The following is a 24,662-nucleotide window of genomic DNA, read 5'->3' as shown; positions in this document are numbered from 1 at the left end:
GTAGGTGCCGTGGCGGCGCTGGCCTTCGAGGGCGTAGCGCAGGGCGTCGATGGCGTGGTTCTCGCGGTCCTCCAGCTCGGGCAGGATCTCGCCGCTGCGCGGGTCGGTGCGCCAGCTGTAGAGCGCCAGCTCGTCGACCAGGTGGCGGCACCGGGGATGCACCACGATGTCGTGGCTSAGCAGGAACTCGACGCCCTCCTTGACCGACCCYGGYCCCTTGGCCGCCGCCCGCAGCCGSGGGAAGCCGTGGCGCTGGAGRTAGCTGATGGTCTCCGGCCGGGCGCTGTCGGCGATGATGGTCCAGTCCCGCGCCCCCGGCACCGCGTCGAACAGGGCCGGCGTCCGGTCGATCTCGCAGCCGATGCGGTAGGCCTCGTGGTCGACATAGAGGGTGCGGCCGGCCAGGAAGCAGCGCAGCAGCACGGTGGGGTCGCGGGCGAAGCCCCARTCGGCGCCGAACAGGAAGCGGGWSCCGGGCGGGGYCTCGAACGCCTCGACCTTCCAGTTGCGGAACACCCGGGCCTCGCTGGCCCTGCGATAGCCGCCCAGCCAGACATGGCTGTACTTGTCGGGATCGCGSTCGCGGTCCCATTCCATCTCGGCCTTCARSACCTTGGGGAAATGCGGGTTGGCGGTCCAGTTGGCCTCGATCAGGGTGGTGCCGGGCGGCGGCTTGCCCTGGCGGAACAGCTGGTCCACCGGGTCGTCCGGCCGGGTCGGGTTCCAGGAGAACCACAGCTCCGACCCCGGCTTGCGGATGGTGGGGCGCAAGAGCTCGAGGCTGCGCCGCGACAGCGACTGCGCCTCCTCGACCCAGGCGATGTCGTAGCCCTCCAGCGACTTGATGCTCTCGGCGGTGTGGTTCTGCATGCCCTGGAAGATGATGCGCCCGCCCTGGGGTCCGAGAATCCGGTCGGCCTGGACGGTGAAGGCGGCGCCGAGGCCGAGCGCCTGGATCTTGTCCTCGATCAGCCGCTTGACCGACTGGTCGAGCGAGCGCTGGACCTCGCGGATGCACACGGCGCGGGTGGGGGCGGCGAAGCAGCGGCGCACCAGCAGCTCGGCGAAGACATGCGACTTGCCCGAGCCGCGCCCGCCATGCACCGCCTTGTAGCGCGACGGCTTCGCCAGCCGGCCGAAGGCGCGTGCGAGCTTGAGCGGCGGCGGGGCGAGCGGTGCGATCTCGTCCACCTCTCCTTGGGGAGAAGGCGAAGCCGCCTTCCCCCGGGGAGAGGTCGAAATCGCCTCGGCGATTGTGGGGAAGAGGGCTTCGCCCTCTCCCCGGGGTGAGGGGGCGGCTCCGCCCTCCCCGCCCTCCTCAACGCCGACCACCACCACCGCGGCCCCACCCGCCCCCCTCCGGCCTTCGTCCAGCCGCAGGGCCAGGCGGAACAGCCGGTACGCCTCCGCGACCGTCGGCAGGCCGTCGAAGCGGTGTTCGTTCACGCCTTTGGCGAGGCTGGCCGGGGCCATCTCGCGCAGCCGGCGCACCAATCGCGCGACCGGCCTGTGCCCGTCGGCCGCCATGGTGGCTGCCTTCACCAGGCAGGCGGCCAGGATCCCCGGCCAGAGCAGCATGCGGGCGCCGCGTTCGGAATATCCGGCCTCCCGCGCCGCCCGGTACCCGTTGCCATGCTGGACGAAGCATTCGGCCAGATAATCTTGGCTCTCGCTCAGCACCGCCATCCCGACCTCGCATGAAAAAGCCCGCCGCGGCGGGGCCGGGCGGGCGCAACTGTTGGACTCTGCCTGAACTATGCCGTGCGAGGCGGCCTCACGTCAAGAACAAAAAGGGAACAAAAGAGATTGCCTCTCCCGCTTGCGGGAGAGGTCGGAGACGCGAAGCGGCTCCGGGAGCTTGCGCCCCTGGGGTGAGGGGGTTTTGTCGAGGCCTGGGCCCGCCCTCACCCGGTCTCGCTGCGCGAGCCCGACCTCTCCTCCTCGGGCTTGACCCGGGGGCAGGCGGGAGAGGCAACACGATCATGCTCCTGCCCCGGCCGGACGGACGCAGACGCCCGCCCGAAAGGCGCTGTCACCACAGCTTAGCCCCGCGGTGCTAAGCTCCAGGCCCACCCGGCTCGCGAAGGATAGGCACCATGAAGATCCTCGTCGTTCTGACCTCGCACGACCAGCTCGGCAACACCGGCAAGAAGACCGGATTCTGGCTCGAGGAGCTGGCGGCCCCGTATTACGCGTTCAAGGACGCCGGTGCCAAGATCACCCTGGTCTCGCCCAAGGGCGGCCAGCCGCCGCTCGACCCCAAGAGCGACGAGCCGGGCTTCCAGACCGACCTGACCCGGCGCTTCAACGCCGACGCCGCGGCCAAGGCGCAGCTGGCCGCGACGCTGCGGCTCGACAGCGTGCGGCAGGAGGATTTCGACACGGTGTTCTATCCCGGCGGCCACGGCCCGATGTGGGACCTGGCGGAGGATGCGGCTTCGATCCGGCTGATCGAAGCCTTCGTCGCGGCCGGCAAGACCATCGCCCTGGTGTGCCACGCGCCGGGCGTGCTGCACCGGGTGAAGACGCCGGACAGCAAGCCCTTCGTCGAGGGCCGCCACGTCACCGGCTTCACCAATGGCGAGGAGGCGGCGGTGGGCCTGACCGAGGTGGTGCCCTTCCTGGTCGAGGACGAGCTGCTCGGCCTCGGCGCCATCTTCTCCAAGGTCAAGGATTGGGGCGTGCACACCGTGGTCGACGGCAAGCTGATCACCGGCCAGAACCCCGGCTCCTCCGGCCCGACCGCCGCTCTGCTCATCGACGCCCTGCGCAAGCAGGGCCAGTAGGAGGTTTTTCGAGCCAGGGGGCGGGGCACATTGAGTGAACTATGCCCCTGCCTGCCATAGGCATGGATGTCCGGCATCAGCAATTCGTGCACTGTGACCGGAATTCCCACGCGGCGAACCTGGCTGCGACCTCCTGGGCGTGACGATGCGGAGAGAAGCGACGAGACGGTGCCCGACGCGTCAATCGCCGGCGATGATCGCCTCAAGGCCCGGGCGCAGCATCTCGTTCGGATCGCTGGTCCAGATCTGACGGCTCCGCATCTTGTCCAGAAGGTCGTGCATCAGCTCGCCGTCACTCCGACCATAGTAGGTTTTCGCGGTATCGCGAAGCTCCTGTGCCGCCAGGGTGATCGCCCGTTTGGCGGGCTGGGCGAAGTTTGCGAAGTCGGAGACGTCCGGGACCTGGATCTGCACCTCGATCGCGTCGCCCAACGCCAGCCTGAAACGGAGCAGCCCTCCGGCCGAGCCGGTCGTCAGGACTGGGCTGCCCACCCTCTGCATGGTCAGCGGCCGCCCCGTGGCTTCGTCGAGCAGATCGGCGATCCGGCGGACGACAGCGGCGGCGACGATGCTGCCCTGGACTGCGGTCGTCAGCTGTCCAACCCCGACCGATTGGGTCAGCGGTGCGGCGAAGATGCCATCGCTGATCGTGACCTTGATCTGCGCTGCCAGTGCGGGCTTCTCGCCGTGCATCCTGATGGTCGGCCCCTGGCCCGACTTCGACTCCGTGTAGTCGAACCTGCACTGGTACTGCACTTCCGCAGTCATGACGCTCTCCCCTCTATCGTCGGCACTATTTCCTGTGCCGAGAATAGATGGGGTTTCAACCTTATCGCCGCAATAGCGGCATATTTCTGCACTCTCGCTTATTTCGCAGAATTCGGTGACAGTGCACAAATTGGGTGGGATGGTACTGGCCCGAAGGCCTTCGCATGGGAGAGGGCATGGCTCGGCTGGCGCGCGCGGTCTTTCCGGGGCTTCCCCACCATGTCACCCAGCGCGGCAACGGGCGGGCGCCAACCTTCTTCTGCGACGCCGATTACACGCTCTACCGAGACCTGCTCGGCACCCACTGCGCGGAGGCGTCGAAATCTGGTCCTGGGTGCTGATGCCGAACCATGTTCATCTGATTCTGGTGCCGGGCGACCCGGACGGCCTCCGCCAAGCGCTGACGCCAGTGCATCGGCACTATGCCGGCCACATCCATGCGCGGCTCGGGCGCAGCGGCCATCTCTGGCAGGGACGTTCGGCTGCGTCGCGATGGATGAGGCGCATCTCGGGGCGGCGCTGCGCTATGTCGCGCTCAATCCGGTGCGGACGAGGCTGGTGGAGCGGACGGCGGACTAGCCCTGGTCCAGCGCGTAGGTCCATCTCGGCCGGATCAGATCGGACGGCCTGACGGCGGTCGAGCCCGTGCGGTCCCGCCATCCCGATTTCGCTGCAGTCCTTGCCGCTGGCGAGGACGAGGCAGCATCGACGCGGCTTCGCCAGGCCGAGCAGATCGGCAGGCCGCTCGGCAGCCGCGACTCCCTGGACCGGCTCGAACGCGAGAGCGGCCGTCCTCTCGCCCCCGCCAGACGCGGGCGGAAGCCCGCTAAAAGTGCACTGTCACCGTAATTCTTCACCGGGGGCGGTGCAGTCTCAGTGAGACCTGCCCCCTGCGTACCATCGTTCAGGGCACCGGGCAGTCGGTAGCTCGCGCACTGTCACCGCAATTCAGGGGCGGAGACTTTCATCAATCTGCGGTAGGCAGCACGGGGAGTTGATAGTCGGCAAGGGTTTTGGCAAGATCCAAATCGGATTCACAGAGATGGGGTATTGGACCTGAGAGATTATCAGTGATTTCCGAAATAATTAAAACCCTTGCACTCGACAAGTCTTTCTTAGATGACTTAGAATTGGCATCATATAATTCTAGATGGCAATGAGCTTTCTCTCCATCTTCCTCACAAATATAAACTCTGACCTTATAATGATCATTCGATATCGCCAATATTTTTTGCAACTTCAGATTGTAGAATCCTCTATAGTGCGCCGTTTCTCCCGGCCTCTCTAGCGCCCTCCCTTTTCTTTTCGCAGTATTTTCATTAATTTTAGCTGCGGTCCTACAGCCATAACCATGCATCTCCTTATCGGAGGGCAGGATCTTCCTTGCCGCAACAGAGGCTAAATAAGGAGATCTGACGTTTTTTTTGTCAGCCGACGAAAAACCCAGAAGCGCCTCTTCAGAAAACGCTCCATCTCTAAAAAATTTCGGATGTACAGCGCATCTAGAGACCTCGTCAGCTGATGACAAACAATCTATAACGTCTGTGGCCGATTCAGCCGCCATTCATGCCCCCCAAGCAGAACAATCAAGTCAAGTAAATGCTTTTCGCCAATATTTGGCAAAATTACCGAAGAAGAGGCATCAGCTTTTCTCTTTCTCTTTACGATCTCCAACCCGTCTTCCCCAATATTCAGATAGTAAATTATATCAGAAACTTTCCACTTGAAAACTATGAAATCCTCACCATTAGGAAAAATAGTAGGAGCCGGCGCATCGTTAGCAGAAAGAAATTCCAAAATCTCACGCGCTTTTAAACTAACTTCTGAATTAACATACATTTGATCTGAATCGTCCAAAGAAGAAATAGCTTCAATTGCCTCATGCAGTTGCTTATATTTCTCAGCATCAGAAAAATTCTGAATTTTGGTTGACCGCTTCATTGACGCGACCTTTATCCATACGACTGTATCGCGCTCCGTGGGCGACCTTTGGGCCGTAGATTGCGTTGAAGCAGCAGGGTGCCTGGTAGCCGGCCTCACGGCCGACAAATGCGCGCTCCGTATCGCCTCTCGGGCGCCCACAATTTCAGCCGTCTGGACAAAACCGTTCGCAAAGCCCAGCCAGTGAGCGCCTCCGGCGTACGCAGAGTTGGTGGCCGTATCTGAGGGTATCATGCGATTGCTTCCAAACTGTCGAAAGTCGCTAGAGATAGCAATTCATCCCTGAACGCCTCTAATATGGGGTCGGTGATCCCTCCGACAATAGGTGTCTCCGGCAGGCTATTGAGATCCACACCAAGCTGCGCGCAATTAACACCATCTTCTGGATTGAGCATGGCGACGTTTAGCGACGACCCAACAGGGGTAAATACCTGTTGGAATGTTACATTTGCAAAATCTAGGACTCTGTTTACTTGGATAACCTGCGTTGACGTACCGATATTCTTCCGGGCATTTAAGCGGACGGAGATATCAAGCCAGTCCTTGGGTTTGGCCGATAACGAAGCTTTTTGAGCTACCAGGGCAATGGCCTCTTGGCTTGACCCCGTTGCCGATAGAAAGGTGGCCACCACACCTAAGCGAGAAGCCGACGGAAGTTCCCTGGTGATGCCTTTGGCCATCTCGAATATGAAGCCGATGGCTTCATCAGGAAGGAACGGGAGGGCGGAAGGAATCGGAGTGGACGCGACAAATATGTCGCAACGATTCTGCTGAGACTGGATCTTGAGTTGGTACAGTCCATGATCTGCCGCTGCGACACTAAAGCGTCCTGTTTGAGGCGGGGGGAGCACCCCCCTTTGGCTATTGGTCGGCTCAAGCCCRACGGCCTTGCGGAAAACTGCCTCGGTGTCGACGGTGTCGCCTTGGAAAAACCAAGCAATCTGCAGCGTCTGACAATTCCAACTGGCCATGATGCGTTTCAAACGTTAAGGAAATCGCCACAATCGCACCACATAAGCCCGGATCGAACGCTGCCACAAGACGGATTCTGACGACTCACACGGCCTTGGGGTGAGCGCCCCGTGTCAAAGAGAGAGCCAAGTCACTAGCGTGCCCAACCGAGCGCCTCCCTCGGATCAGATGGCTTTCTGATGCGCTGACGGGGACGAGCTCAACTGCGTGGGTGATCGACCAGGCACACCGCGCCACCACCGAGTCAACACGGAAAGCGAAGTTGCCGCAAGTGCACAAAATGTGATCGGCCTTCCCTCAAGGGTTGGCTGGCTTTTGGCCCGCGCCTGGAATACGTGGGCGTTTAATCGCCGTGATATCACATCCTCTATATCGCCACGTCGCTGCGCTCCTCGCGATGACGGCTCTAAGCAGGCCGATGCGGCCTTTCTACACCCTACAGCGCATCCCTCAACATCGCCACCAACGGCTTATCAGCGGGCGGCATCGGGTAGTCGCGCAGCCTGGCCGGCGCCACCCAGGCCAGGGCCTGGCCCTCGCGCGGCTGCGGCGTGCCCTGCCAGCGGCGGCACAGATACAGCGGCATCAGCAGGTGGAAGCGCTCGTAGCGGTGGCTGGCGAAGGTGAAGGGCGCCAGGCAGCTTTCCTGGGTGTCGACCCCCAGCTCCTCGCGCAGCTCGCGGATCAGCGCCGCCTCCGGCGTCTCGCCGGGATCGACCTTGCCGCCCGGGAACTCCCACAACCCCGCCAGCGACTTGCCCGGCGGCCGCTGGGCGATCAGCACCCGCCCGTCGGTGTCGACCAGCGCCACCGCCACCACCAGCAGCATCGGCAGGGCAGGCAGGGGCTGGGCCCCCGGGGCAGCAGAAGCCGTCGACGGAAGATCCGTCGCGGCGGCTGACGACGGCTGCGCCGTCGCAGCGGGTGTATCGACCGACGACGGCGTTGCCGTCGTGGTTGCCGACGACGGCTTCGCCGTCGCGTCAGGTTCAAGCGGCATAGATCTTCAGATAGTCCTGGCGGCTGAGGGCGAAGAGCGGGCAGGGCACCGCCTGGCCCAGCGCCTTGAACTCGATGGTCTTCACCCCCTCGGTCATCAGCCCGGCCTTGACCAGGACATGGCCCGACGGGGCGTTGTCGGGGTGGTAGGCCGCCTGCACCCGCTCCAGCCGCAGGTCGAGGAAGCCGAAGGCGATCACCGCCTGCGCCGCCTCCGTCGCATAGCCCTGGCCCCAGTAGCGCCGGCCGAACCAGTAGCCGAAGCTGCCGACCCGGCCGTTGGTGGCGATCGACATCCCCATATGGCCGATCACCGCCCCGCTGTCGGCCAGCGTCGCCACGAACTGGTAGTCGCGGCCGGCGATCCAGCGCTTCTCCGCCGTGCGGATCCAGTCCTCGGCGTCGCTGAAGCGGTAGGGGAACGGCACGTCGGACAGCCAGCGCACCACCTCCCAATCGTCCAGCAGATGGGTGATCTCGCCGGCGTCGGACGGGCGGTGACGGCGCAGCCTCAGGCGCTCGGTCTCGAGCTCCTCCGGCAGGTCGCTCACTGCGGAGACCGCCTGGAAACGCGCCGGCGCGGCCGCCTGACGGCGGCGTCTGCGCTTCCGGTGCTCACGCACCAAATGTGCGCTGCGCGCCGGGTCTCGACGCCACCGCCATGCGACTCACGCCGCCACGTTTCCGAACGGTCTCCCGGGCCGGGGCGGGCTGGCGTTGCCTTTCTCTTGTCCCCCCTCCCCTTGCGGGWGGGGGTAGGGGGAGGGGTCTGCGCGCGTCCGCGCGCCAATGCGTCTTGCCAGGTGAAGGCTGCTGGGCGGCGGAGGACGGCCGGCCCGGGCGGCGGAAACCCCCTCCCCCTACCCCCCWCCCGCAAGGGGAGGGGGGACTCGATCAGCTTCGACGGCCGGGGCCAGCCCTCACCCGGTCTCGCTATGCGAGCCCGACCTCTCCCGCCGGGCGGGAGAGGCAATGTGAAGACGCTCGATAAACTGCCCTTGCCCCGATGCACTGGCGTGACCCGACCTCAGTTCGTCCGCGCCAGCCCTGAGTCAGCCCGGGCTAGCTTCTGTAATCCGCATTTATGGAGATATACCCATGCGTGAGGTCGCAGGTCCAGACCGTGGCGCTGCCGCGGCCGATGCCGATGTCGACCGCGATGTCGATCGACCCGGTCTTCATATGCGCCGCCACCGGCGCCTCGTCATAGCCGTCGACCACCATGCCGCCCTGCGCCACCTGGACCCCGCCGATGGCGATGCCCAGGGCGTCGCGGTCCGCCGGCTCGCCCGACTTGCCCACCGCCATGACGATGCGGCCCCAATTCGCGTCCTCGCCCGCCACCGCGGTCTTCACCAGCGGCGAATTGGCGATGGCCAGGCCGATGCGCCGGGCCGACCGGTCGGAGATCGCGCCCGACACCGCAATGGTGATCAGCTTCTGCGCGCCCTCGCCGTCGCACACCACCTGGCGGGCGAGGTCGGCGGTCAGGTCGTTCAGCGCGCGCTGGAAGTCGGCCAGGCCGGCCGCATCCGTGGGCAGCGGGTTGCCGGCCTTGGCGGTGGCGAACAGCATCAGCGTGTCGCTGGTCGAGGTGTCGCCGTCGACCGTGATGGCGTTGAACGACTGGTCGACCGCCGCGTTCAGCGCCCGCTGCAGCAGCGGGGCCGGGATGGCGGCGTCGGTGAACACGAAGGACAGCATCGTCGCCATGTCGGGCGCGATCATGCCCGACCCCTTGGCGATGCCGGTGATCGCGATTTGGGTGCCGCCGATGGTGGCGGTGCGGCTGGCGGCCTTGGCGAAGGTGTCGGTGGTGCGGATGGCTTCCGCCGCCGCGGCCCAGTCGCCGTTCATGGCCTGCGCCAGCTCGGGCAGGTGGCGGGCGACGCGGTCGGCCGGCAGCGGCTGGCCGATCACGCCGGTGGAGGCGACGAACACCTCCTCGGCCCGGCAGCCGACCTCCTTGGCCGCGGCGGCCACCGTGGCCTCGACCGTCACCACCCCGGCCTTGCCGGTGAAGGCGTTGGCGTTGCCGGCATTGACCACCACCGCCCGGCCCGAGCCGGCGGGCAGGGCCTTGCGGCACCAGTCCACCGGGGCGGAGGGGCAGCGCGAGCGGGTGAACACCCCCGCCGCCGTGGTGCCGGGGTCGAGGGCGACGAACAGCACGTCCGGCGCCCCCGTCTTCTTCAGCCCGCAGGCGGCGGCGGCGAGCCGCACGCCGGCGATCGGCGCCAGATCCGGCAGCCGCTCGGGCGCGAGCGGCGAACGCGGCAATGCTCCGGCCATGGTCCCCTCCCCCTTCGGCGTGTCGCCCGGTTACTTCGCCGGCGCGGCCGGCGGCTGGTCGCCCGCGGCGGGCGGGGCCGCCGGGTCGGTGCCGGGGGCCGCGCCGGGGGCCGGGGCGTCGGTGCTGGGCGGGGGCAGCGGCTTGCCGTCCTGGCCCATCACCACGATGGTGGCGCCCTTCTTCACCTCGGCGATGATCTGCGGCACCAGCGACTGGGACAGCTGCTCCTCGAGCTGCGGCTTGACCTCGTCGAGGGTCGGCTGCGGCAGGGTGCGCTTGTCCTCGACCAGGATGACGTGCCAGCCGAACTGGCTCTTCACCGGGGTGGTGGTGTACTTGCCCTTCTCGAGCTTGAAGGCGGCGTCGGCGAATTCCGGCACCATCTGGTCCTTGGCGAACCAGCCGAGGTCGCCGCCCGATTCCTTGCCCGAGGGGTCGGTGGTGTTGGTGTTGGCGAGGTCCTCGAACTTGGCGCCGCCCTCGAGCTTCTTGATCAGGTCCTTGGCCTTGTCCTCGCTGTCGACCAGGATGTGGCGGGCCTTGACCTGCTCCTGCGGCGGGTTGTCGGCGAGATATTTCTTATAGGCGTCCTGGATCACCTGATCCGTGATCCGGGCCTTGATCTGGCGCTGCAGCCAGACGTCCTGGATGATGCGGCGCTCCGCCGTCTCCAGCCGCCCCTTGACCTCGGGGTCGTTCTGCAGGCCGTCGGCGATGCCCTTGTCGGCGACCAGGCGGGCGGTGGCCACCTGCTCGGCCATCAGCGGCACCAGCATCTCGACCGGCATCTGGCGGTACTGCTGCGGCAGGCCGTTGATCGCCTCCAGCACCTCGGAGCGCAGGATCGGCTGGCCGTTGACGGTGGCCGCGACCGGATCGGCATCCGCCGGGGCCGCAGTGGCTGGGGCGGCTGCCGCCGGAGTTTCCGCGGGCTTGGCCGCGTCCTGCGCCATGGCGGGGCCGGCGGCGAGGAGGGAGAGGGCAGCCGCGCCGGCGAGCAGGCGAAGGGCAAGGGAAGACATCGAAACGCGTCCTTTCCGAGGTGTGGGACGAGCGGCGCCCTGCCACGGGCGGCAGGCATCTGGTCATGGGATCGCGGCGGCGCCAGCTGCGCGACGTGGCCGACAGGTAAAGCACAGGGCGAAACCCGGCACAAGCCGACGGCGGGGCCCCGTCATCAAAGCTTCACTTGGCCTGCAGCGGGGCGAAACCGCAGAAAGCTCGGCAGACCGGCAGGTCTCCGGCCGGGTTGCCGCGACAGGCGGCACCCGACGTGACAAAGATTTAAGGAGAGGTACATGGCGTTCCGTCTCGCCGCCACCACGCTGCTGCTCTCGACCCTGGCCGTCCCCGCCGCGATGGCGGCCGAGACCGTGACCGTCTACCGCAGCGACGACCCGAAGCTGGCGCTGGGCAGCATGTCGGTGCCCGGCGGCACCACCCGGGTGCTCAACGTCGGCATCGGCAGCGGCGCCGGCCGCCGCGCCGACGATCCGCCGCTGACCTTCTGGACCATCTCGGACCGCGGCCCCAACTTCACCTGCGGCGACGTGAAGGACGTGTTCGGGGTCGACGGCAAGACCATCTGCGGCGACGTCAAGGGCGGCCGCATCTATGCGCTGCCGGACTACTCCCCCTCGATCTACCGCATCACCCTGAAGGCCGGCGGCAGCTTCACGGTCGACACCGTGCTGCCGCTGCGCGACGGCGCCGGCACCCCGGTCAACGGCCTGTTGAACCCGCTGACCCATGCCTCGACCGAGCAGCCGCTCGACCTCGCGGGCAAGAAGCTGCAGCAGAACCCCGACGCGGTCGACGCGGAAGCGGTCGTGCCGCTGGCCGACGGCAGCTTCTGGGTGTCGGAGGAGAACGGCCCGTCGCTGCTGCATGTCGCCGCCGACGGCAAGATCCTCCGCCGCATCGTGCCCGCGGGCACCGAGGGCGACTTCACCGGCGCGCATTACCCGGTCGATGGCGGCCTGCCGGCGGTGCTGGCCCGGCGCTTCCTCAACCGCGGCCTGGAATCCCTGGCGATCACGCCCGACAACAAGCGCCTGGCCACCATCATCCAGAACCCGCTGGCCAACCCCGACGCCGACACCTACCGGGCGGCCAAGAACGCCCGGCTGTGGACCCTGGACCCGGCGACCCTCGCGGTGACCGGCGAGTACGTCTACACCCTGGACGACCCGCAGAGCTTCCGGCTGGACCCGTCAAGCAAGCAGAGCGACCCGCGCATCAGCGAGATGATGGGGCTGGGGCCCGACCGCTTCCTGGTGCTGGAGCGCACCGACGGCACCACCAAGCTCTATGAGATCTCACTGGCCGGGGCCACCGACCTGCACGGCACCGCCTGGGACGGCCTCGACACCCTGCCGAGCCTGGAGCAGACCAAGGACCTCGCGGCCGCCAAGATCGTGCCGGTGACCAAGACCCTGCGCTTCGACAGCGCCGACCACCCCGAGGTGCCGGTCAAGATCGAAGGGCTGGCCCTGGCCGGCGACGGGTCACTGATGATGATCAACGACAGCGATTTCGGCATCAGCGGCGAGGTCACCGAGGTGGTGCTGCTGAAGGGCAGCGCCATCGCCGCCGACCCGGCGAAATAGCCCGCCTGCGCAGCCGGACCGCCCCACTCCGGCGGTCCCGCCTGCGGCTATTGGCGGCCATTGGCAGGGCGGAACCCTTCGGCTATGGTGCCGCGCCCGCAGGCCGGGCATTTTGACCGCAGCGCCGCGGCGACGGCGGGGGCTGCGCGTTGAAAGCTCGGCCGCGCGGCCCCAATTCTCTGGGAGGACGCGACGTGGCGTTCTCCCATCCAAGTCGAGGTTTCGATGTTCGGTGCGCTCGCCCGAAAGCTGTTCGGTTCATCCAACGATCGTTGGGTCAAGCAACTCATCACCGGCCCGGTGGTCGAGACCAATGCCCTGGAACCCCAGGTCCAGGCGCTGAGCGATGAGCAGCTGCAGGGCCGGACGCAGGAGTTCCGCGACCGGCTGGAGAAGGGCGAGTCGCTCGACGACCTGCTGCCCGAGGCCTTCGCCACGGTGCGCGAGGCGGCGCGGCGGGTGCTGGGCCAGCGCCACTACGACGTGCAGCTGGTCGGCGGCATCGTGCTGCACCAGGGCAAGATCAGCGAGATGAAGACCGGCGAAGGCAAGACGCTGGTCGCCACCCTCGCGGTCTATCTCAACGCGCTGGGCGGCAAGGGCGTCCATGTCGTCACCGTCAACGACTACCTCGCCCAGCGCGACAGCGGCTGGATGGGCAGGGTCTACAACTTCCTCGGCCTCTCGGTCGGCTGCATCGTCCACGGGCTGACCGACGACGAGCGCCGCCAGGCCTATGCCGCCGACATCACTTACGGCACCAACAACGAGTTCGGCTTCGACTACCTGCGCGACAACATGAAGTTCCGGCTGGAGGACATGGTCCAGCGGCCCTTCAACTACGCCATCGTCGACGAGGTCGATTCGATCCTGATCGACGAGGCGCGGACTCCGCTGATCATCTCCGGCCCGGCGGAGGATTCGTCGGAGATGTACATGCGGATCGACGCGCTGATCCCGAACCTGGTGGCGGCCGAGGATTACGAGCACGACGAGAAGCAGAAGACCGTCGCCCTGACCGAGGCCGGCCAGGTCAAGATCGAGCGGCTGCTGTTCGAGGCCGGGATGCTGCAGGGCGACAACCTGTACGACATCCACAATGTGAGCATCGTCCACCACGTCACCCAAGGCCTCCGCGCCCATGTGATGTTCCAGCTCGACCGCGACTACATCGTCAAGGATGACAAGGTCATCATCATCGACGAGTTCACCGGCCGCATGATGGAGGGCCGGCGCTATTCCGAGGGCCTGCACCAGGCGATCGAGGCCAAGGAGCACGTCCAGATCCAGCGCGAGAACCAGACCCTCGCCTCGATCACCTTCCAGAACTATTTCCGCCTCTATCCCAAGCTGGCCGGCATGACCGGCACGGCGCAGACCGAGGCGGCGGAATTCGGCGAGATCTACGGCCTCGAAGTGGTCGAGATCCCGACCAACGTCCCGGTCACCCGCAAGGACGAGGACGACGAGGTCTACCGCACCGTCCGCGAGAAATACGCCTCGATCGTCACCCTGATCCGCGAGTGCAACGCCCGGCAGCAGCCGGTCCTGGTCGGCACCGTGTCGATCGAGAAGTCGGAGACGCTGGCCGCGCTGCTGCAGCGCGAGAAGATCCCGCACAACGTGCTGAACGCCCGCTTCCACGAGCAGGAAGCCTACATCGTCGCCCAGGCCGGCCGGCCGGGCGCCGTGACCATCGCCACCAACATGGCCGGCCGCGGCACCGACATCCAGCTCGGCGGCAATGTCGAGATGCGGGTGGACCTGGAGCTCGCCGGCATCGACGACCCGGCCGCCCGCGCCCAGCGCGAGGCCGAGATCCGGGCCGAGGTGGCGGCGAACCGCGAGATCGTGCTCAAGGCCGGCGGCCTCTACGTGGTCGGCACCGAGCGGCATGAGAGCCGCCGCATCGACAACCAGCTGCGCGGCCGGTCCGGCCGCCAGGGCGACCCCGGCGGGTCGAAGTTCTTCCTGTCGCTGGAAGACGACCTGATGCGCATCTTCGCCTCCGAGCGGCTGGACGGCATCCTGCGCCGCTTCGGCCTGAAGGAGGGCGAGGCGATCATCCACCCCTGGATCAACCGGGCGCTGGAGAAGGCGCAGGAGAAGGTCGAGGCGCGCAACTTCGACATCCGCAAGAACCTGCTGCGCTTCGACAACGTGATGAACGACCAGCGCAAGGTGATCTACGAGCAGCGCCGCGAGATCATGCAGGCCGACGATGTCGGCGCCATGGTCAGCGACATGCGGCAGGAGGTGGTGGCCAACATCGTCGCCCGCGCCATCCCCGAGAACAGCTACGCCGAGAAGTGGAACCTCGACGGGCTGCACGAGGAATCGCTGCGCCTGTTCGGCATGGACCTGCCGGTCAAGGAGTGGGGCAAGGAAGAAGGCATCGCCAACCGCGAGATCGAGGAGCGGATCCAGGACGCGGTCGAGGCCAAGATGGCGGCCAAGGTCGAGGCCTACGGCCAGGAAATCATGCACATGGCCGAGAAGAGCCTGCTGCTGCAGATCCTGGACCAGAGCTGGAAGGACCACCTGCTGACCCTCGACCATTTGCGCCAGGGCATCAACCTGCGGGCCTACGCCCAGCGCGACCCGCTGCGCGAGTACCAGGCCGAGGCGTTCAACCTGTTCGAAGAGATGCTGGGCGCCCTGCGCGAGAACGTCACCCAGGTGCTGTGCCAGGTCGAGCTGCGGATCAACCGGCCCGAGGATATCGAGGCCCAGCAGCAGGCGGCGATGCAGCGCGAGATGCATGAGAGCCGCTTCGACCCGGCGCTGGGCGCACCGCCGGAGATGGCGACCGCCGGCGGCGCGGTGGCGGCGGCCAGCGCAGCCTTCGCCCTGAACCCGGACTGGGAACACACCCCGCGCAACGCCCCCTGCCCCTGCGGCTCGGGCAAGAAGTTCAAGCACTGCCACGGCGCGGTGGTGTAACCATCCGCGGCGAGACGGTGTAACCATCCGAGCTTGGGGTGTCACCGCCACAGCGTGATGGTGTAACCGACCATAGCACTCTGGTGTAACCGTTGCAGGTCGGCGGCGTGACCGTCCCGGTTAACCGGGACGCACGACACAACAAGGGCCGGCCGGCGAATCCCATCGCCGCCGGCCTTTGCTTTTGCCAAGCTGCCCGCCGACGGGGGCGCCGAAGGTCCCCGAAACGGGAGCGGATCCGGATGACGGTGGCACTGACGACACGGGCGGACATCACGCTGGACGCCCTGCACCGCGTCGCCTGGCAGGGCGAGGGCGTGCGCCTGACCGAGGCGGCGCTGCGGCGGATCGCGGAGTGCCGCGCCTCGTTCCTGCAGCTGATCGACATCGATCCGAACCTCGTCATCTACGGCGTCACCACCGCGATGGGCGAGTTGGCCGACCGGCGCCTGCGGCCGGAGGAGCGCGACCGCCACGCCCGGATCAAGGCCTTCGCCGCCGCCACCGCCTTCGGCGACCCGCTGCCCGACCGGGTGGTGCGCGGCATCGTCCTGGCCCGGCTGGCCAACTTCCTGGAGGGCCACGCCGCCACCACGCCGCGGATCGCTTTGGCCGTCGCCGCCATGCTGGACGGCGGCCCGCTGCCGGAGGTGCCGGCCGCCGGCCAGGGCGGCGCCGGCGAGATCCTGGCGCTGTATCCGCTGTTCGCCGCGCTCAGCGCCGGCTTCGAGCTGGAGGTCAAGGAGCGGGGATCGCTGATCAACGGGTCGCCCTGCGCCGCGGCGCTGGTGGCCGACGCCGCCCTCGCGGCCCGCCGCCGGGTCCGGCTGGCCGAGACCGTGTTCGCCCTGTCGATCGAGGCCTTCCGGGCGCCGCTGGAGCATTACGACGCGGCGCTGGAGGCGCTGTGGGGCGACGCGCACGAGGCTACGGCCCTGCGCGGCCTCAGGGCGTTTCTCGACAGCTCCGGCGACGGCCGGCGCGGCTACCAGGCCCCGGTCAGCTACCGCATCGTGCCGCGGGTGCTGGGCCAGGCGCATCGCGCGCTGGCGACGGCGGAGCGGGCGGCGACGGTGTCGCTGGCCTCGGCCTCGGACAACCCGGTCTACATCCCGCCGGACGAGGCGGGCCCGGGCCATCCCCATGGCCGTTGCCTCAGCACCGGCGGCTACCACAACGCCATGGCGACCCCGGCGCTGGACGATCTGGCGGCGATCTGGGCCGATCTCTGCCTGTTGTGCGACCGCCACAGCTCGAAGCTGCTGGCCGGCCGGGTGTCGCACCTGCCCGACCTGCTGATGGTCGGGCGCGACCCCAGCGACAGCGACGGCCATGGCAGCCTGGGCTATGTGCCGATGGCGGTGACCGGGTATCTGGAGCAGGCCAAGGCGGCGGCGCAGCGCACCTTCATCCCCGGCACCGAGGCGGCGGGCTCCGGCCAGGACGACGTCGCCACCACCGCGTTCCCGGCCTGGTCGAAGGAGGAGCGCGCCGGCCGCTGCCTGGACGCCGCGCTGGCCATGCTGGCCGTGGTCGCGTCCCAGGCGCTGCATGTCACCGGCCGCGCGGCACCGCCGGCCCTGCGGCCCTTCGTCGACGAGGTTCGGGCCGTCGTGCCGCCGGTCGCCGAGGACCGGGTGCTGGGCCCGGAGCTCGGCCGCCTCGCCCAACGGTTCACGCAGCGGGTGTTCGCCACCGCCTGACGGCGCCATCCCACAATCCGAATGGCACCTTTAGGCGGGCCTGCGGGACGATACGGGCCCTTTCCACCGCCATTACGGACCCATGGCCACAACCCTGATTGTCGTCGACGACCCGGATGGGCTGTCCGACGACCTGCCTCCCAGTTGCCGCGTCGTCACCCCCGACGACCTGCTGGACGGCCACCACCTGCCCGAGCTTGGCGCCGTGCGCGGCGCCATGGTGGTCAATCTGTGCCGTGACCAGCGCCCCCTGTCCTTCGGCTACTACGTCTCGCTGATCGCCGAGGCCCGCGGCTATGCCGTGACCCCCACCGCCGCCGCCCTGGCCGACCAGGCCGACGACCGGCTGGCCCGCAGCCGCCGCGCCGCGGTGGATCGCGCCCTGGCGGCGCAGCACCACCATCAGGGCGGCAACGGCCGCCTGGCCGTGCCCCGGCGCCTGTTCGTCGCCCTGGGCCGCTGCGACCGGCCGCATCTGCAGGAGGTGGCCGAGGCCGCCTATGAGGCGTTCGGCCTGCCGCTGATGACCCTGCAGATCGACCCGGCCCGCGCCCAGCTGCTGCAGGTGGTGGCGGAGCCGCTGCCCGGCCTGGACCCGCGGCAGCGCCGCCTGCTGCACGCCGCGCTGGAGCGGCTGGCCGGCACCCCGCCGACGCCGCGCCCGTTCCGCCGCGCCCGCCGCCTGGCGGTGCTGGTGAACCCCGAGGAGGCGCTGCCGCCGTCGCGGCCGGCCACCATCGACCGGCTGCGCGACGTCGCGGCGTCGATGGGGGTCGAGACCGAATGCCTGGGCCATCGCGACCTGCCCCGACTCGGCGGCTTCGACGCGCTGTTCATCCGCGAGACCACCGCGCTGCAGACCCCCAGCTATGTCTTCGCGGAAGGCGCGGCGCGGCTGGGCCTGCCTGTGATCGACGACCCGGTCTCGATCCTGCGCTGCTGCAACAAGGTCTATCTGCACGAGCGGCTGAAGGCCGAGGGCGTGGCCCAGCCGCGCACCCTGGCGGTGCGGTCCGACACCCTGCTGGCCGCCGGCGAGGCCTTGGGCTTCCCGCTGGTGCTGAAGATCCCCGACGGCGCCTGCTCGCGCGGCGTGGTCCGGGTCGACACCCCGGCCGAGCTGCCGGTGGCGGGGCGGCGGCTGCTGCGCCGGTCACGCCTGATCCTGGCCCAGGAATACCTCTACACCAGCTTCGACTGGCGCATCGGCGTGCTGGCCGGCCAGCCGCTGTTCGCCTGCCGCTACGGCATGGTGCATGGCCATTGGCAGATCTTCCGCCACGGCCGCGACGGGCGCAGCGAGGAGGGCGCGACCGAGGCGGTGCCGCTGGATGCCGTGCCGCCGGCGGTGCTGTCCGCGGCGCTGGCCGCCGCCTCGCTGATCGGCACCGGGCTCTACGGCGTCGACCTCAAGGAGACGGCGAACGGACCGGTGGTGATCGAGGTCAACGACAACCCGAACATCGATGTCGGGATGGAGGATGCCTGCCTGGGCGACGCGCTGTACCAGCGGCTGGTGACCCATTTCCTGGAGCAGATCGAGGCCGGGGAGCGGCAGCAGCCGGAGCCGGCGCGGGCCGCGGCGTCGATCTGGTAGCCGGCTGTTATCCGCGTCGGACCCGGTCCGACGCTCCAGGGGCCGCCGCGGGCGGCCCTTGCCGTTTCCGGCTCAGGTCCGCCGGCGCCTTCGCGCCTTGACCGTCATTCCCGCGAAAGCGGGAATCTCTTCCCGGACAAAGCCTTGCGAGATCCCCGCTTTCGCGGGGATGACGTCATGGAGAGGGTGGGTCAGCCCAGGTTCTGGCCGATCGCCAGGAACTTCTCGCGCCGGCGGTTGCGCAGGGTCTTGCCGTCGAGGTCGCCGAGCGGGGCCAGCGCCGCGCCGATCGCGTCGCCGACCGCGCGGATCGCGTCCTGCGGGAAGCGGTGGGCGCCGCCGACCGGCTCCTCGATCACGCCGTCGATGACGCCGAGCTGCTTGAGGTCCTGCGCCGTCAGCTTCAGGGCGGCCGCGGCCTCCTGGCTGTGGGACGCGCTGCGCCACAGGATCGAGGCGCAGCCTTCCGGCGTGATCACGGAATAGATCGCATGCTCCAGCATCAGCACGCGGTCGGCCACGGCGATGCCGATGGCGCCGCCCGAGCCGCCCTCGCCGATCACGACGGAGACGACCGGGACCTGGACCCGGAGGCAGGATTCGATCGACTTGGCGATGGCCTCGGCCACGCCGCGCTCTTCCGACGCGACGCCGGGATAGGCGCCGGCGGTGTCGACGATGGTGATCACCGGCAGGTGGAAGCGGTCGGCCAGGTCGAGCAGGCGCTGGGCCTTGCGGTAGCCCTCCGGCTTCGACATGCCGAAGCTGTGGCGCAGCCGGCTTTCGGTGTCGTTGCCCTTCTCCTGCCCGATCACCACCACCGACCGGCCCTGGAACCGGCCGAGGCCGCCGACGATGGCCCGGTCCTCGCCGAAGGCGCGGTCGCCGGCGAGCGGCTGGAAGTCGGTGATCAGGCCCTGGATGTAGTCGAGCGCATGCGGTCGATTCGGGTGGCGCGCCACCTGCACCTTCTGGGCCGGGGTCAGCCCGCGATAGGTGTCGCGCAGCAGCTTGTCGACCTTGGCCTGGAGCCGGGTGACCTCGTCGGCGATGTTGAGCTCGCCGGCATCGGTGATGTGCCGAAGCTCCTCGATCTTGCCTTCGATTTCGGCAATCGGCTTTTCGAATTCGAGAAAGGTCTTCATGCCACGCTGAGACTGGCCCTCGGGGATCGGGGGGCTGTCTAACACAGGGCCGCGCGCATTGAGACCGAAATCTGCGCAGAGCTGGCCGGATCGGCCCGTAGCAAGGTGCCGCCAACGCAGCCTTCCAGCGCGCCCAGGCGCAGTTCGGCCACCAGCAGCCGGTGCGGCTGTTCGTCCGGCATGGTGAAGCCCAGCGGCGCCGCCGGCTGGAAACCGAAGCGGGCGTAGTAGGCAAGATCGCCGACCAGCAGCACCAGCCGGTGGCCCTGGTCGGCCGCGCGCTCCATGCTGCGCCGCATCAGGGTGGCGCCGACGCCGGCGCCGCGCAGCTCCGGCCGCACCGCGAGCGGGCCCAGCAGCAGCGCCCGCATGTCCGGCCCGACCATCAGCGGCCAGTAGCGAATCGAGCCGAGGATCCGGCCGGAAGGCCGCCCGTCCTCGCGCACCACGAAGCACAGGCCGCGCACCGGCGCGATGCCGTCGCGGTAGCGGTAGGAGGTCTTGCCCTGCCGGTTCGGGCCGAAGGCAAGGTCGAGCAGGGCGTCGATCTCGGCCGCGTCGTGCGGCCGTTCGGTCTTCAGGGAGAACACTCGGGAATGATCCTTGGAACGGAGATCGTCGGTGCGCGCGCCGACCGGCCTCCGCCTTGCCCGCTTCATGGTTTTGCGAGCACCCCGGGACGCCTCAGGCCGCCGCGCCGGTGAAGGCGGGCTGACGGCGGCGTCGTCGTCGCGGCATCGGGGACAGGGAGATCACGTTGATTCGTTCCACAGGACATCAAGCGGAGACAGCGAAACCGCAACCGGCCCCCGCTGTCAATGCAAATGCGATCGATCCTCATGCGGCCGCCCCGGGGTGCCCGTCGCGGATGACGCCGGCCGGCGTCTGTGCCAGGACAGGCGGATGACCGTCCAGCCTCCCCCACCCCCCGCGGCCCGCCGGCAATTCGCCCGCTATGCCGGCGTCGGCCTGGTCGCCACATCAGTGCATTACGCCGTGCTGGTCGGGCTGGTCGAATCGGGCACCGCCGCGCCGCTGCCGGCGACGCTGGCCGGTTACATCGCCGGCGGCGTCGTGTCCTACGGCCTGAACCGCCGGCTGACCTTCGCCAGCGACCGGCCGCATGGCGAAGCGGCGTGGCGCTTCGTCCTGGTCGCGGCCTCGGGCTTCGCCTGGACCGGCGCGCTGATGTGGGGGCTGGTCGGCCGGCTGGGCGCCGACTACCTGCCGGCCCAGGCCGCGACCACGCTGCTGGTGCTGTTCTGGGGCTTCGCGGCGAATCGGCTGTGGACCTTCGCCCATCCCGGCACGCCGCAGGCGTAGGTCGGCCTAAGAGATCGGCGGCCAGTCCTCGAGGGCGGCGACGAACCGGGTCAGCCAGGCATTGGTCTGGGCGCCGTCGAGGGCGCGGTGGTCGATCGACAGCGAGACATAGGCCATCGGCCGGATCAGCATGGCGTCGCTGCCGGCGACCTCGCGCACCACCACCCGCTTCTCGACCTTGCCGATGCCCAGGATGGCGGTCTGCGGCTGGTTGATGATGATCGGCGCCGCCAGCAGCGACCCCGACACGCCGTGGTTCGAGATGGTGAAGGTGCCGCCCTGGACATCCGCCGGCGCCAGTTTGCCGGCGCGGGCCAGGGCGGTGGTTTCCTGCAGCCGCCCGGCGGTGCCCAGCAGCGACAGCGCCTGCGCCCGGTGCACCACGGGCACCACCAAGCCCTTGTCGCCCAGCGCGGTGCCGATGCCGATGTTGATGTCGTCGAACACCTCCAGCGCGTCGGCGTGCCAGCGGCTGTTGACCACCGGCACCGCCTGCATCGCCGCGACGCAGGCCTGGACGATATAGGCGGTGACGGTCAGGGCGACGCCCTGGCGCTCGAACGCCGCCCTGCTGGCGGTGCGATGGGCCAGAACGGCGGTGAAATCCGCCTCGAACACCGCGGTGACATGCGGCGCCGTGGCCAGGGAATGGGCCATGTGCTCGGCGATGCGCCGGCGCATGCCGTCATGCTGGATCAGGCGGGAGCCGCCGGGGGCGGAGGTGCGAAGTGGCGGAGCCGCAGGAGCGGAGGTTTCGACAGGTGTTTCGACAGGCGCCCGGCGCCGCGCGACCTCCTGCTCGACATCCTGGCGGGTCAGCCGCCCGTCCTTGCCGCTGCCGGTCAGCCCGGCGGGGTCCAGCCCGGTCTCGGCCAGCAGCTTGCGCACCGAGGGCGACAGCCGCAGCGCCGGATCGAAATCGGCGATCGAGCGGTCGGCTACCTTGGCGTCCCCCCTCCCCTCGCGGGAGGGGGCTAGGGGGAGGGGGTTTCCGCCGCCGGAGCCGGATAAGAATTGACCGGACGTTCGGTCAGGGATTGGCGGATGTGGGTGACTGTCATCGACAACCCCCTCCCCCTGCCCCCCTCCCGCAAGGGGAGGGGGGACTAAGGAAGATCGGGCCTCACCGGCGCCCGCCCCGATCCGCCCCAGCACCGCACCGGGCGTGGCGTCCTGGTCGGCGGGGATCAGGATCTCGGTCAGCACGCCGGAGGCAGGGGCCGGCACCTCGACCGCGACCTTGTCGGTCTCCAGCTCGACCAGTGGGTCGCCCTCGCGCACCGTGTCGCCGACCGCCGCGAACCAGCTGCGCACTGCCGCCTTGGTGCCCTCCTGCTGGATCGGCGCCAGGACGTCGACACCGGTGACTTCGATCGTATCGGCCATGTCAGAACCCGGTCAGCGCGAGGATCCGGTCGCGGATGCGCTCGACCGAGGGCACCGCGGCGTCGAGCAGGGCCGGATTGTGGGGGCTGGGGATGTCCGGCATGGTCAGCCGCGCCACCGGGGCGTCGAGGTCCATGAACGCCTCCTCCGCCACCACGGCCGCGATCTCGGCGCCGAAGCCGCCGGTGCGCAGGTCCTCGTGCACGATCAGGCAGCGCCGGGTGCGGGCGATCGAGGCCAGCACGGCCGCGCTGTCCCACGGCATCAGCGTGCGCAGGTCGATCACCTCGACCGATTTGCCGCTGCTGCGCGCCGCCTCCTCCGCCCGCTCGACCATGGCGCCCCAGGTGACGATGGTCAGGTCGCTGCCCGCCATCGTGGTCCGGGCCCGGCCGAAGGGCAGCACATAATCGTCGCCGGGATAGGGCCGGCGGGCCCAGGCGGCGTCGAGCATGGCGCGGTGCTCCAGGAACATCACCGGGTCGTCGCCGCGCAGCGCCGCGCGCAGCAGCCCGACCGCGTCCTCGGCGTTGGACGGCACCGCCACCTTCCAGCCCGGCGCATGCACGAACTGCACCTCGTTGGTCTGGCTGTGCCAGGGGTCGCCGCATTTGAAGAAGCCGACCGGCATGCGCAGCACCATCGGCGCCGCGAAGCGGTTGTTGGTGCGCCAGCGCAGCGTGCCGCAATCGTTGATCTGCTCCACCGCCGGGTCGGCGTATTTGCGGAACTGGATCTCCGGCACCGGCAGCAGCCCGGCCAGGGCGAGGCCGACGGAGCGGCCGACGATGCCCTCCTCCGACAGGCTGGTGTCCATCACCCGGTCAGCGCCGTGCTTGGCCTGCAACCCCAGGGTCACGGCATGGACGCCGCCCTTGGGGCCGATGTCCTCGCCCAGGATGACCATGCGCGGATTGGCCGACAGCTCATGGTCGAGGGTGCGGCGGATGGCGGTGACCATGTTGATCCGCGGCCCTTCCGGCTGCGGCGCCGCGCGCCCGGCGGCCGGGACGATGCCCCGGCCGCGCAGCCCGCCCATCACCTGCGGCTGATCGTCGGAGAAGACGTGGCGGGTGACGGTGGCGGGGTCGGCCACCGGCCGCGCCTCGGCCGCCGCCCGCGCCGCCTGCACCGCCGCCTCGGCCTCGGCCGCCAGCGCGTCCCAGTCGGCCGCGTCCAGCACGGCCGGGACCAGGAATTCCCTGAGCTTGGGCAGCGGGTCGCGGGCCCATTCCGCCGCCACCACCTCGGCCGATTTGTAGGTCTGGGTGTCCTGGAAGCTGTGGCCCTCCAGCCGCGGCACCTTGAGCCGCAGCAGGCACGGCCCACGGCTGTCGCGGACATGGGCCACGGCGGCGTCGACCAGCCGCGCCGCCTCGGCCGGATCGGTGCCGTCACCGGCCAGGATGTGCAGGCCGCGGAAGCTGGCGAGGTTGGCGGCGATGTCGCCGCCCGGGGTCTGGAAATGCGACGGCACCGAGATGCCGTAGCCATTGTCCTCGATGTAGAACAGCACCGGCAGGCGCTGGGTGGTGGCGATGGTCAGCGCCGACCAGAACCCGTTGGTGGCGACCGAGGCATCGCCGCCCAGGGCGACGCCGATGGCACGGTCGCAGGCCGGGTCGTGCAGCACGGTGCGGCCATATTCGATCGCCTGGGCCCAGCCGGTGGTCGGGGTGTACTGGGTGCCGACGCCGCCGCACATCGGCAGCGCCGAGGGCCCGGAGAGATTGGGGTGGTTGAACACCACGCCGATGTCGCGGCCGTCGGAATAGCCGTCGGCCCGGGCCATCGACGAGCCCAGCGCGTCGGCCAGGTCGACGCCGAGGGTCAGCAGGATCGGCCGCGACCGGTAATAGCCGCAGATCGCATCCCTGGGGTCGGTCAGCCGCGTGCCCAGCAGGATCTGCGCCAAATCGTGGCCGCGGGCGGAAAACTGGTAGAGCACCTTCTTCTGCGGCACCAGCACCGTCTCCTCCAGCGCATCGAGGGCGCGCGAGACGTGCAGCAGATGGGCGACGCGGCGCCAGTCGACGCCGGGATCGGGCGCGTTGGCGAGCGCAACGTGATGGGGGCTGGGACGGCGGGGCTGCTGGAAGGCGAGAGCGGTCACGGTGTCGTCCTGCTTCTGACCCGACGCGCAAGGCGCATCTCCTGTGGAAAGAATGCGCCCGGCTCGCGGAAAAGTTTTGCCGGA

The 24,662-nt window shown here is 68.7% G+C and carries 19 protein-coding genes; 6 read left to right on the top strand and 13 right to left on the bottom strand.

Features of this window, described 5'->3' with window-relative positions:
* Positions 1-1,686 (bottom strand): PBSX family phage terminase large subunit (locus AB4112_RS32185; RefSeq protein ID WP_441725864.1); only part of this gene is annotated, 1,686 nt, incomplete at its 3' end.
* Positions 1,687-2,096: 410 nt separating this feature from the next.
* Between AB4112_RS32185 and AB4112_RS32180 the strand changes: the two genes are divergently transcribed.
* Entirely contained in the window at positions 2,097-2,786 is a 690-nt protein-coding gene (locus tag AB4112_RS32180) for a type 1 glutamine amidotransferase domain-containing protein (RefSeq protein WP_441725862.1), read from the top strand.
* A gap of 180 nt (positions 2,787-2,966) precedes the next feature.
* Here AB4112_RS32180 and AB4112_RS32175 read toward each other — a convergent pair whose 3' ends face one another.
* The 8 genes from AB4112_RS32175 to AB4112_RS32140 form a co-directional block, all read right to left on the bottom strand.
* A complete protein-coding gene (locus AB4112_RS32175) occupies positions 2,967-3,554 on the bottom strand; it encodes a hypothetical protein (RefSeq protein WP_441725859.1) in 588 nt (195 codons plus the stop codon).
* Between the two features lie 967 nt (positions 3,555-4,521).
* Entirely contained in the window at positions 4,522-5,118 is a 597-nt protein-coding gene (locus tag AB4112_RS32170) for a hypothetical protein (RefSeq protein WP_441725857.1), read from the bottom strand.
* On the bottom strand, positions 5,088-5,495 hold the full coding sequence (locus tag AB4112_RS32165; protein ID WP_441725855.1) for a hypothetical protein: 408 nt from the start codon (positions 5,493-5,495) through the stop codon (positions 5,088-5,090). The genes AB4112_RS32170 and AB4112_RS32165 overlap by 31 nt, the downstream gene beginning before the upstream one ends.
* A gap of 230 nt (positions 5,496-5,725) precedes the next feature.
* Positions 5,726-6,466, bottom strand: coding sequence for a hypothetical protein (locus tag AB4112_RS32160; protein WP_441725853.1), 741 nt, complete (start codon positions 6,464-6,466; stop codon positions 5,726-5,728).
* Between the two features lie 437 nt (positions 6,467-6,903).
* Entirely contained in the window at positions 6,904-7,296 is a 393-nt protein-coding gene (gene mutT, locus AB4112_RS32155; protein ID WP_441725850.1) for an 8-oxo-dGTP diphosphatase MutT, read from the bottom strand.
* A 160-nt stretch (positions 7,297-7,456) separates the two neighbouring features.
* Positions 7,457-8,017 (bottom strand): GNAT family N-acetyltransferase, encoded by a 561-nt coding sequence (locus AB4112_RS32150; RefSeq protein WP_441725847.1) that lies wholly within the window; start codon positions 8,015-8,017, stop codon positions 7,457-7,459.
* 511 nt (positions 8,018-8,528) lie between these two features.
* The gene (gene argJ / locus AB4112_RS32145) at positions 8,529-9,758 is read right to left on the bottom strand and encodes a bifunctional glutamate N-acetyltransferase/amino-acid acetyltransferase ArgJ (RefSeq protein ID WP_441725844.1); all 1,230 of its coding nucleotides are present in this window, start codon (positions 9,756-9,758) and stop codon (positions 8,529-8,531) included.
* Between the two features lie 30 nt (positions 9,759-9,788).
* A complete protein-coding gene (locus AB4112_RS32140; protein ID WP_441725841.1) occupies positions 9,789-10,781 on the bottom strand; it encodes a peptidylprolyl isomerase in 993 nt (330 codons plus the stop codon).
* 276 nt (positions 10,782-11,057) lie between these two features.
* Between AB4112_RS32140 and AB4112_RS32135 the strand changes: the two genes are divergently transcribed.
* The 4 genes from AB4112_RS32135 (at position 11,058) to AB4112_RS32120 (ending at position 18,611) form a co-directional block, all read left to right on the top strand.
* The gene (locus tag AB4112_RS32135) at positions 11,058-12,368 is read left to right on the top strand and encodes an esterase-like activity of phytase family protein (RefSeq protein ID WP_309801488.1); all 1,311 of its coding nucleotides are present in this window, start codon (positions 11,058-11,060) and stop codon (positions 12,366-12,368) included.
* Positions 12,369-12,593: 225 nt separating this feature from the next.
* A complete protein-coding gene (gene secA / locus AB4112_RS32130) occupies positions 12,594-15,311 on the top strand; it encodes a preprotein translocase subunit SecA (protein ID WP_309801487.1) in 2,718 nt (905 codons plus the stop codon).
* A gap of 242 nt (positions 15,312-15,553) precedes the next feature.
* Entirely contained in the window at positions 15,554-17,014 is a 1,461-nt protein-coding gene (locus AB4112_RS32125; RefSeq protein WP_309801486.1) for an aromatic amino acid lyase, read from the top strand.
* Positions 17,015-17,096: 82 nt separating this feature from the next.
* Positions 17,097-18,611 (top strand): RimK-like ATPgrasp N-terminal domain-containing protein, encoded by a 1,515-nt coding sequence (locus AB4112_RS32120; RefSeq protein WP_309801485.1) that lies wholly within the window; start codon positions 17,097-17,099, stop codon positions 18,609-18,611.
* A gap of 191 nt (positions 18,612-18,802) precedes the next feature.
* Here AB4112_RS32120 and AB4112_RS32115 read toward each other — a convergent pair whose 3' ends face one another.
* Both AB4112_RS32115 and AB4112_RS32110 read right to left on the bottom strand, forming a co-directional pair.
* The gene (locus AB4112_RS32115; protein ID WP_309801971.1) at positions 18,803-19,756 is read right to left on the bottom strand and encodes an acetyl-CoA carboxylase carboxyltransferase subunit alpha; all 954 of its coding nucleotides are present in this window, start codon (positions 19,754-19,756) and stop codon (positions 18,803-18,805) included.
* A gap of 38 nt (positions 19,757-19,794) precedes the next feature.
* The gene (locus AB4112_RS32110) at positions 19,795-20,346 is read right to left on the bottom strand and encodes a GNAT family N-acetyltransferase (protein WP_309801974.1); all 552 of its coding nucleotides are present in this window, start codon (positions 20,344-20,346) and stop codon (positions 19,795-19,797) included.
* A gap of 313 nt (positions 20,347-20,659) precedes the next feature.
* Between AB4112_RS32110 and AB4112_RS32105 the strand changes: the two genes are divergently transcribed.
* The gene (locus tag AB4112_RS32105) at positions 20,660-21,079 is read left to right on the top strand and encodes a GtrA family protein (protein WP_309801975.1); all 420 of its coding nucleotides are present in this window, start codon (positions 20,660-20,662) and stop codon (positions 21,077-21,079) included.
* 6 nt (positions 21,080-21,085) lie between these two features.
* On the opposite strand, the gene AB4112_RS32100 is transcribed toward AB4112_RS32105, so the two are convergent.
* Positions 21,086-22,465 carry a dihydrolipoamide acetyltransferase family protein gene (locus tag AB4112_RS32100; protein ID WP_309801977.1) on the bottom strand — a complete coding sequence of 460 codons (1,380 nt, stop codon included), beginning with the start codon at positions 22,463-22,465 and terminating at the stop codon, positions 21,086-21,088.
* A 1-nt stretch (position 22,466) separates the two neighbouring features.
* Entirely contained in the window at positions 22,467-24,578 is a 2,112-nt protein-coding gene (locus AB4112_RS32095; RefSeq protein ID WP_441725832.1) for a transketolase C-terminal domain-containing protein, read from the bottom strand.
* Positions 24,579-24,662: the final 84 nt, after the last annotated feature.

This window comes from Inquilinus sp. 2KB_23 (genome assembly GCF_052115705.1).
Taxonomy (GTDB): Bacteria; Pseudomonadota; Alphaproteobacteria; order DSM-16000; family Inquilinaceae; genus Inquilinus; species Inquilinus ginsengisoli_A.
Note: the sequence above shows the minus strand (reverse complement) of the source record. Positions and strands in the feature narration are given on the sequence as shown.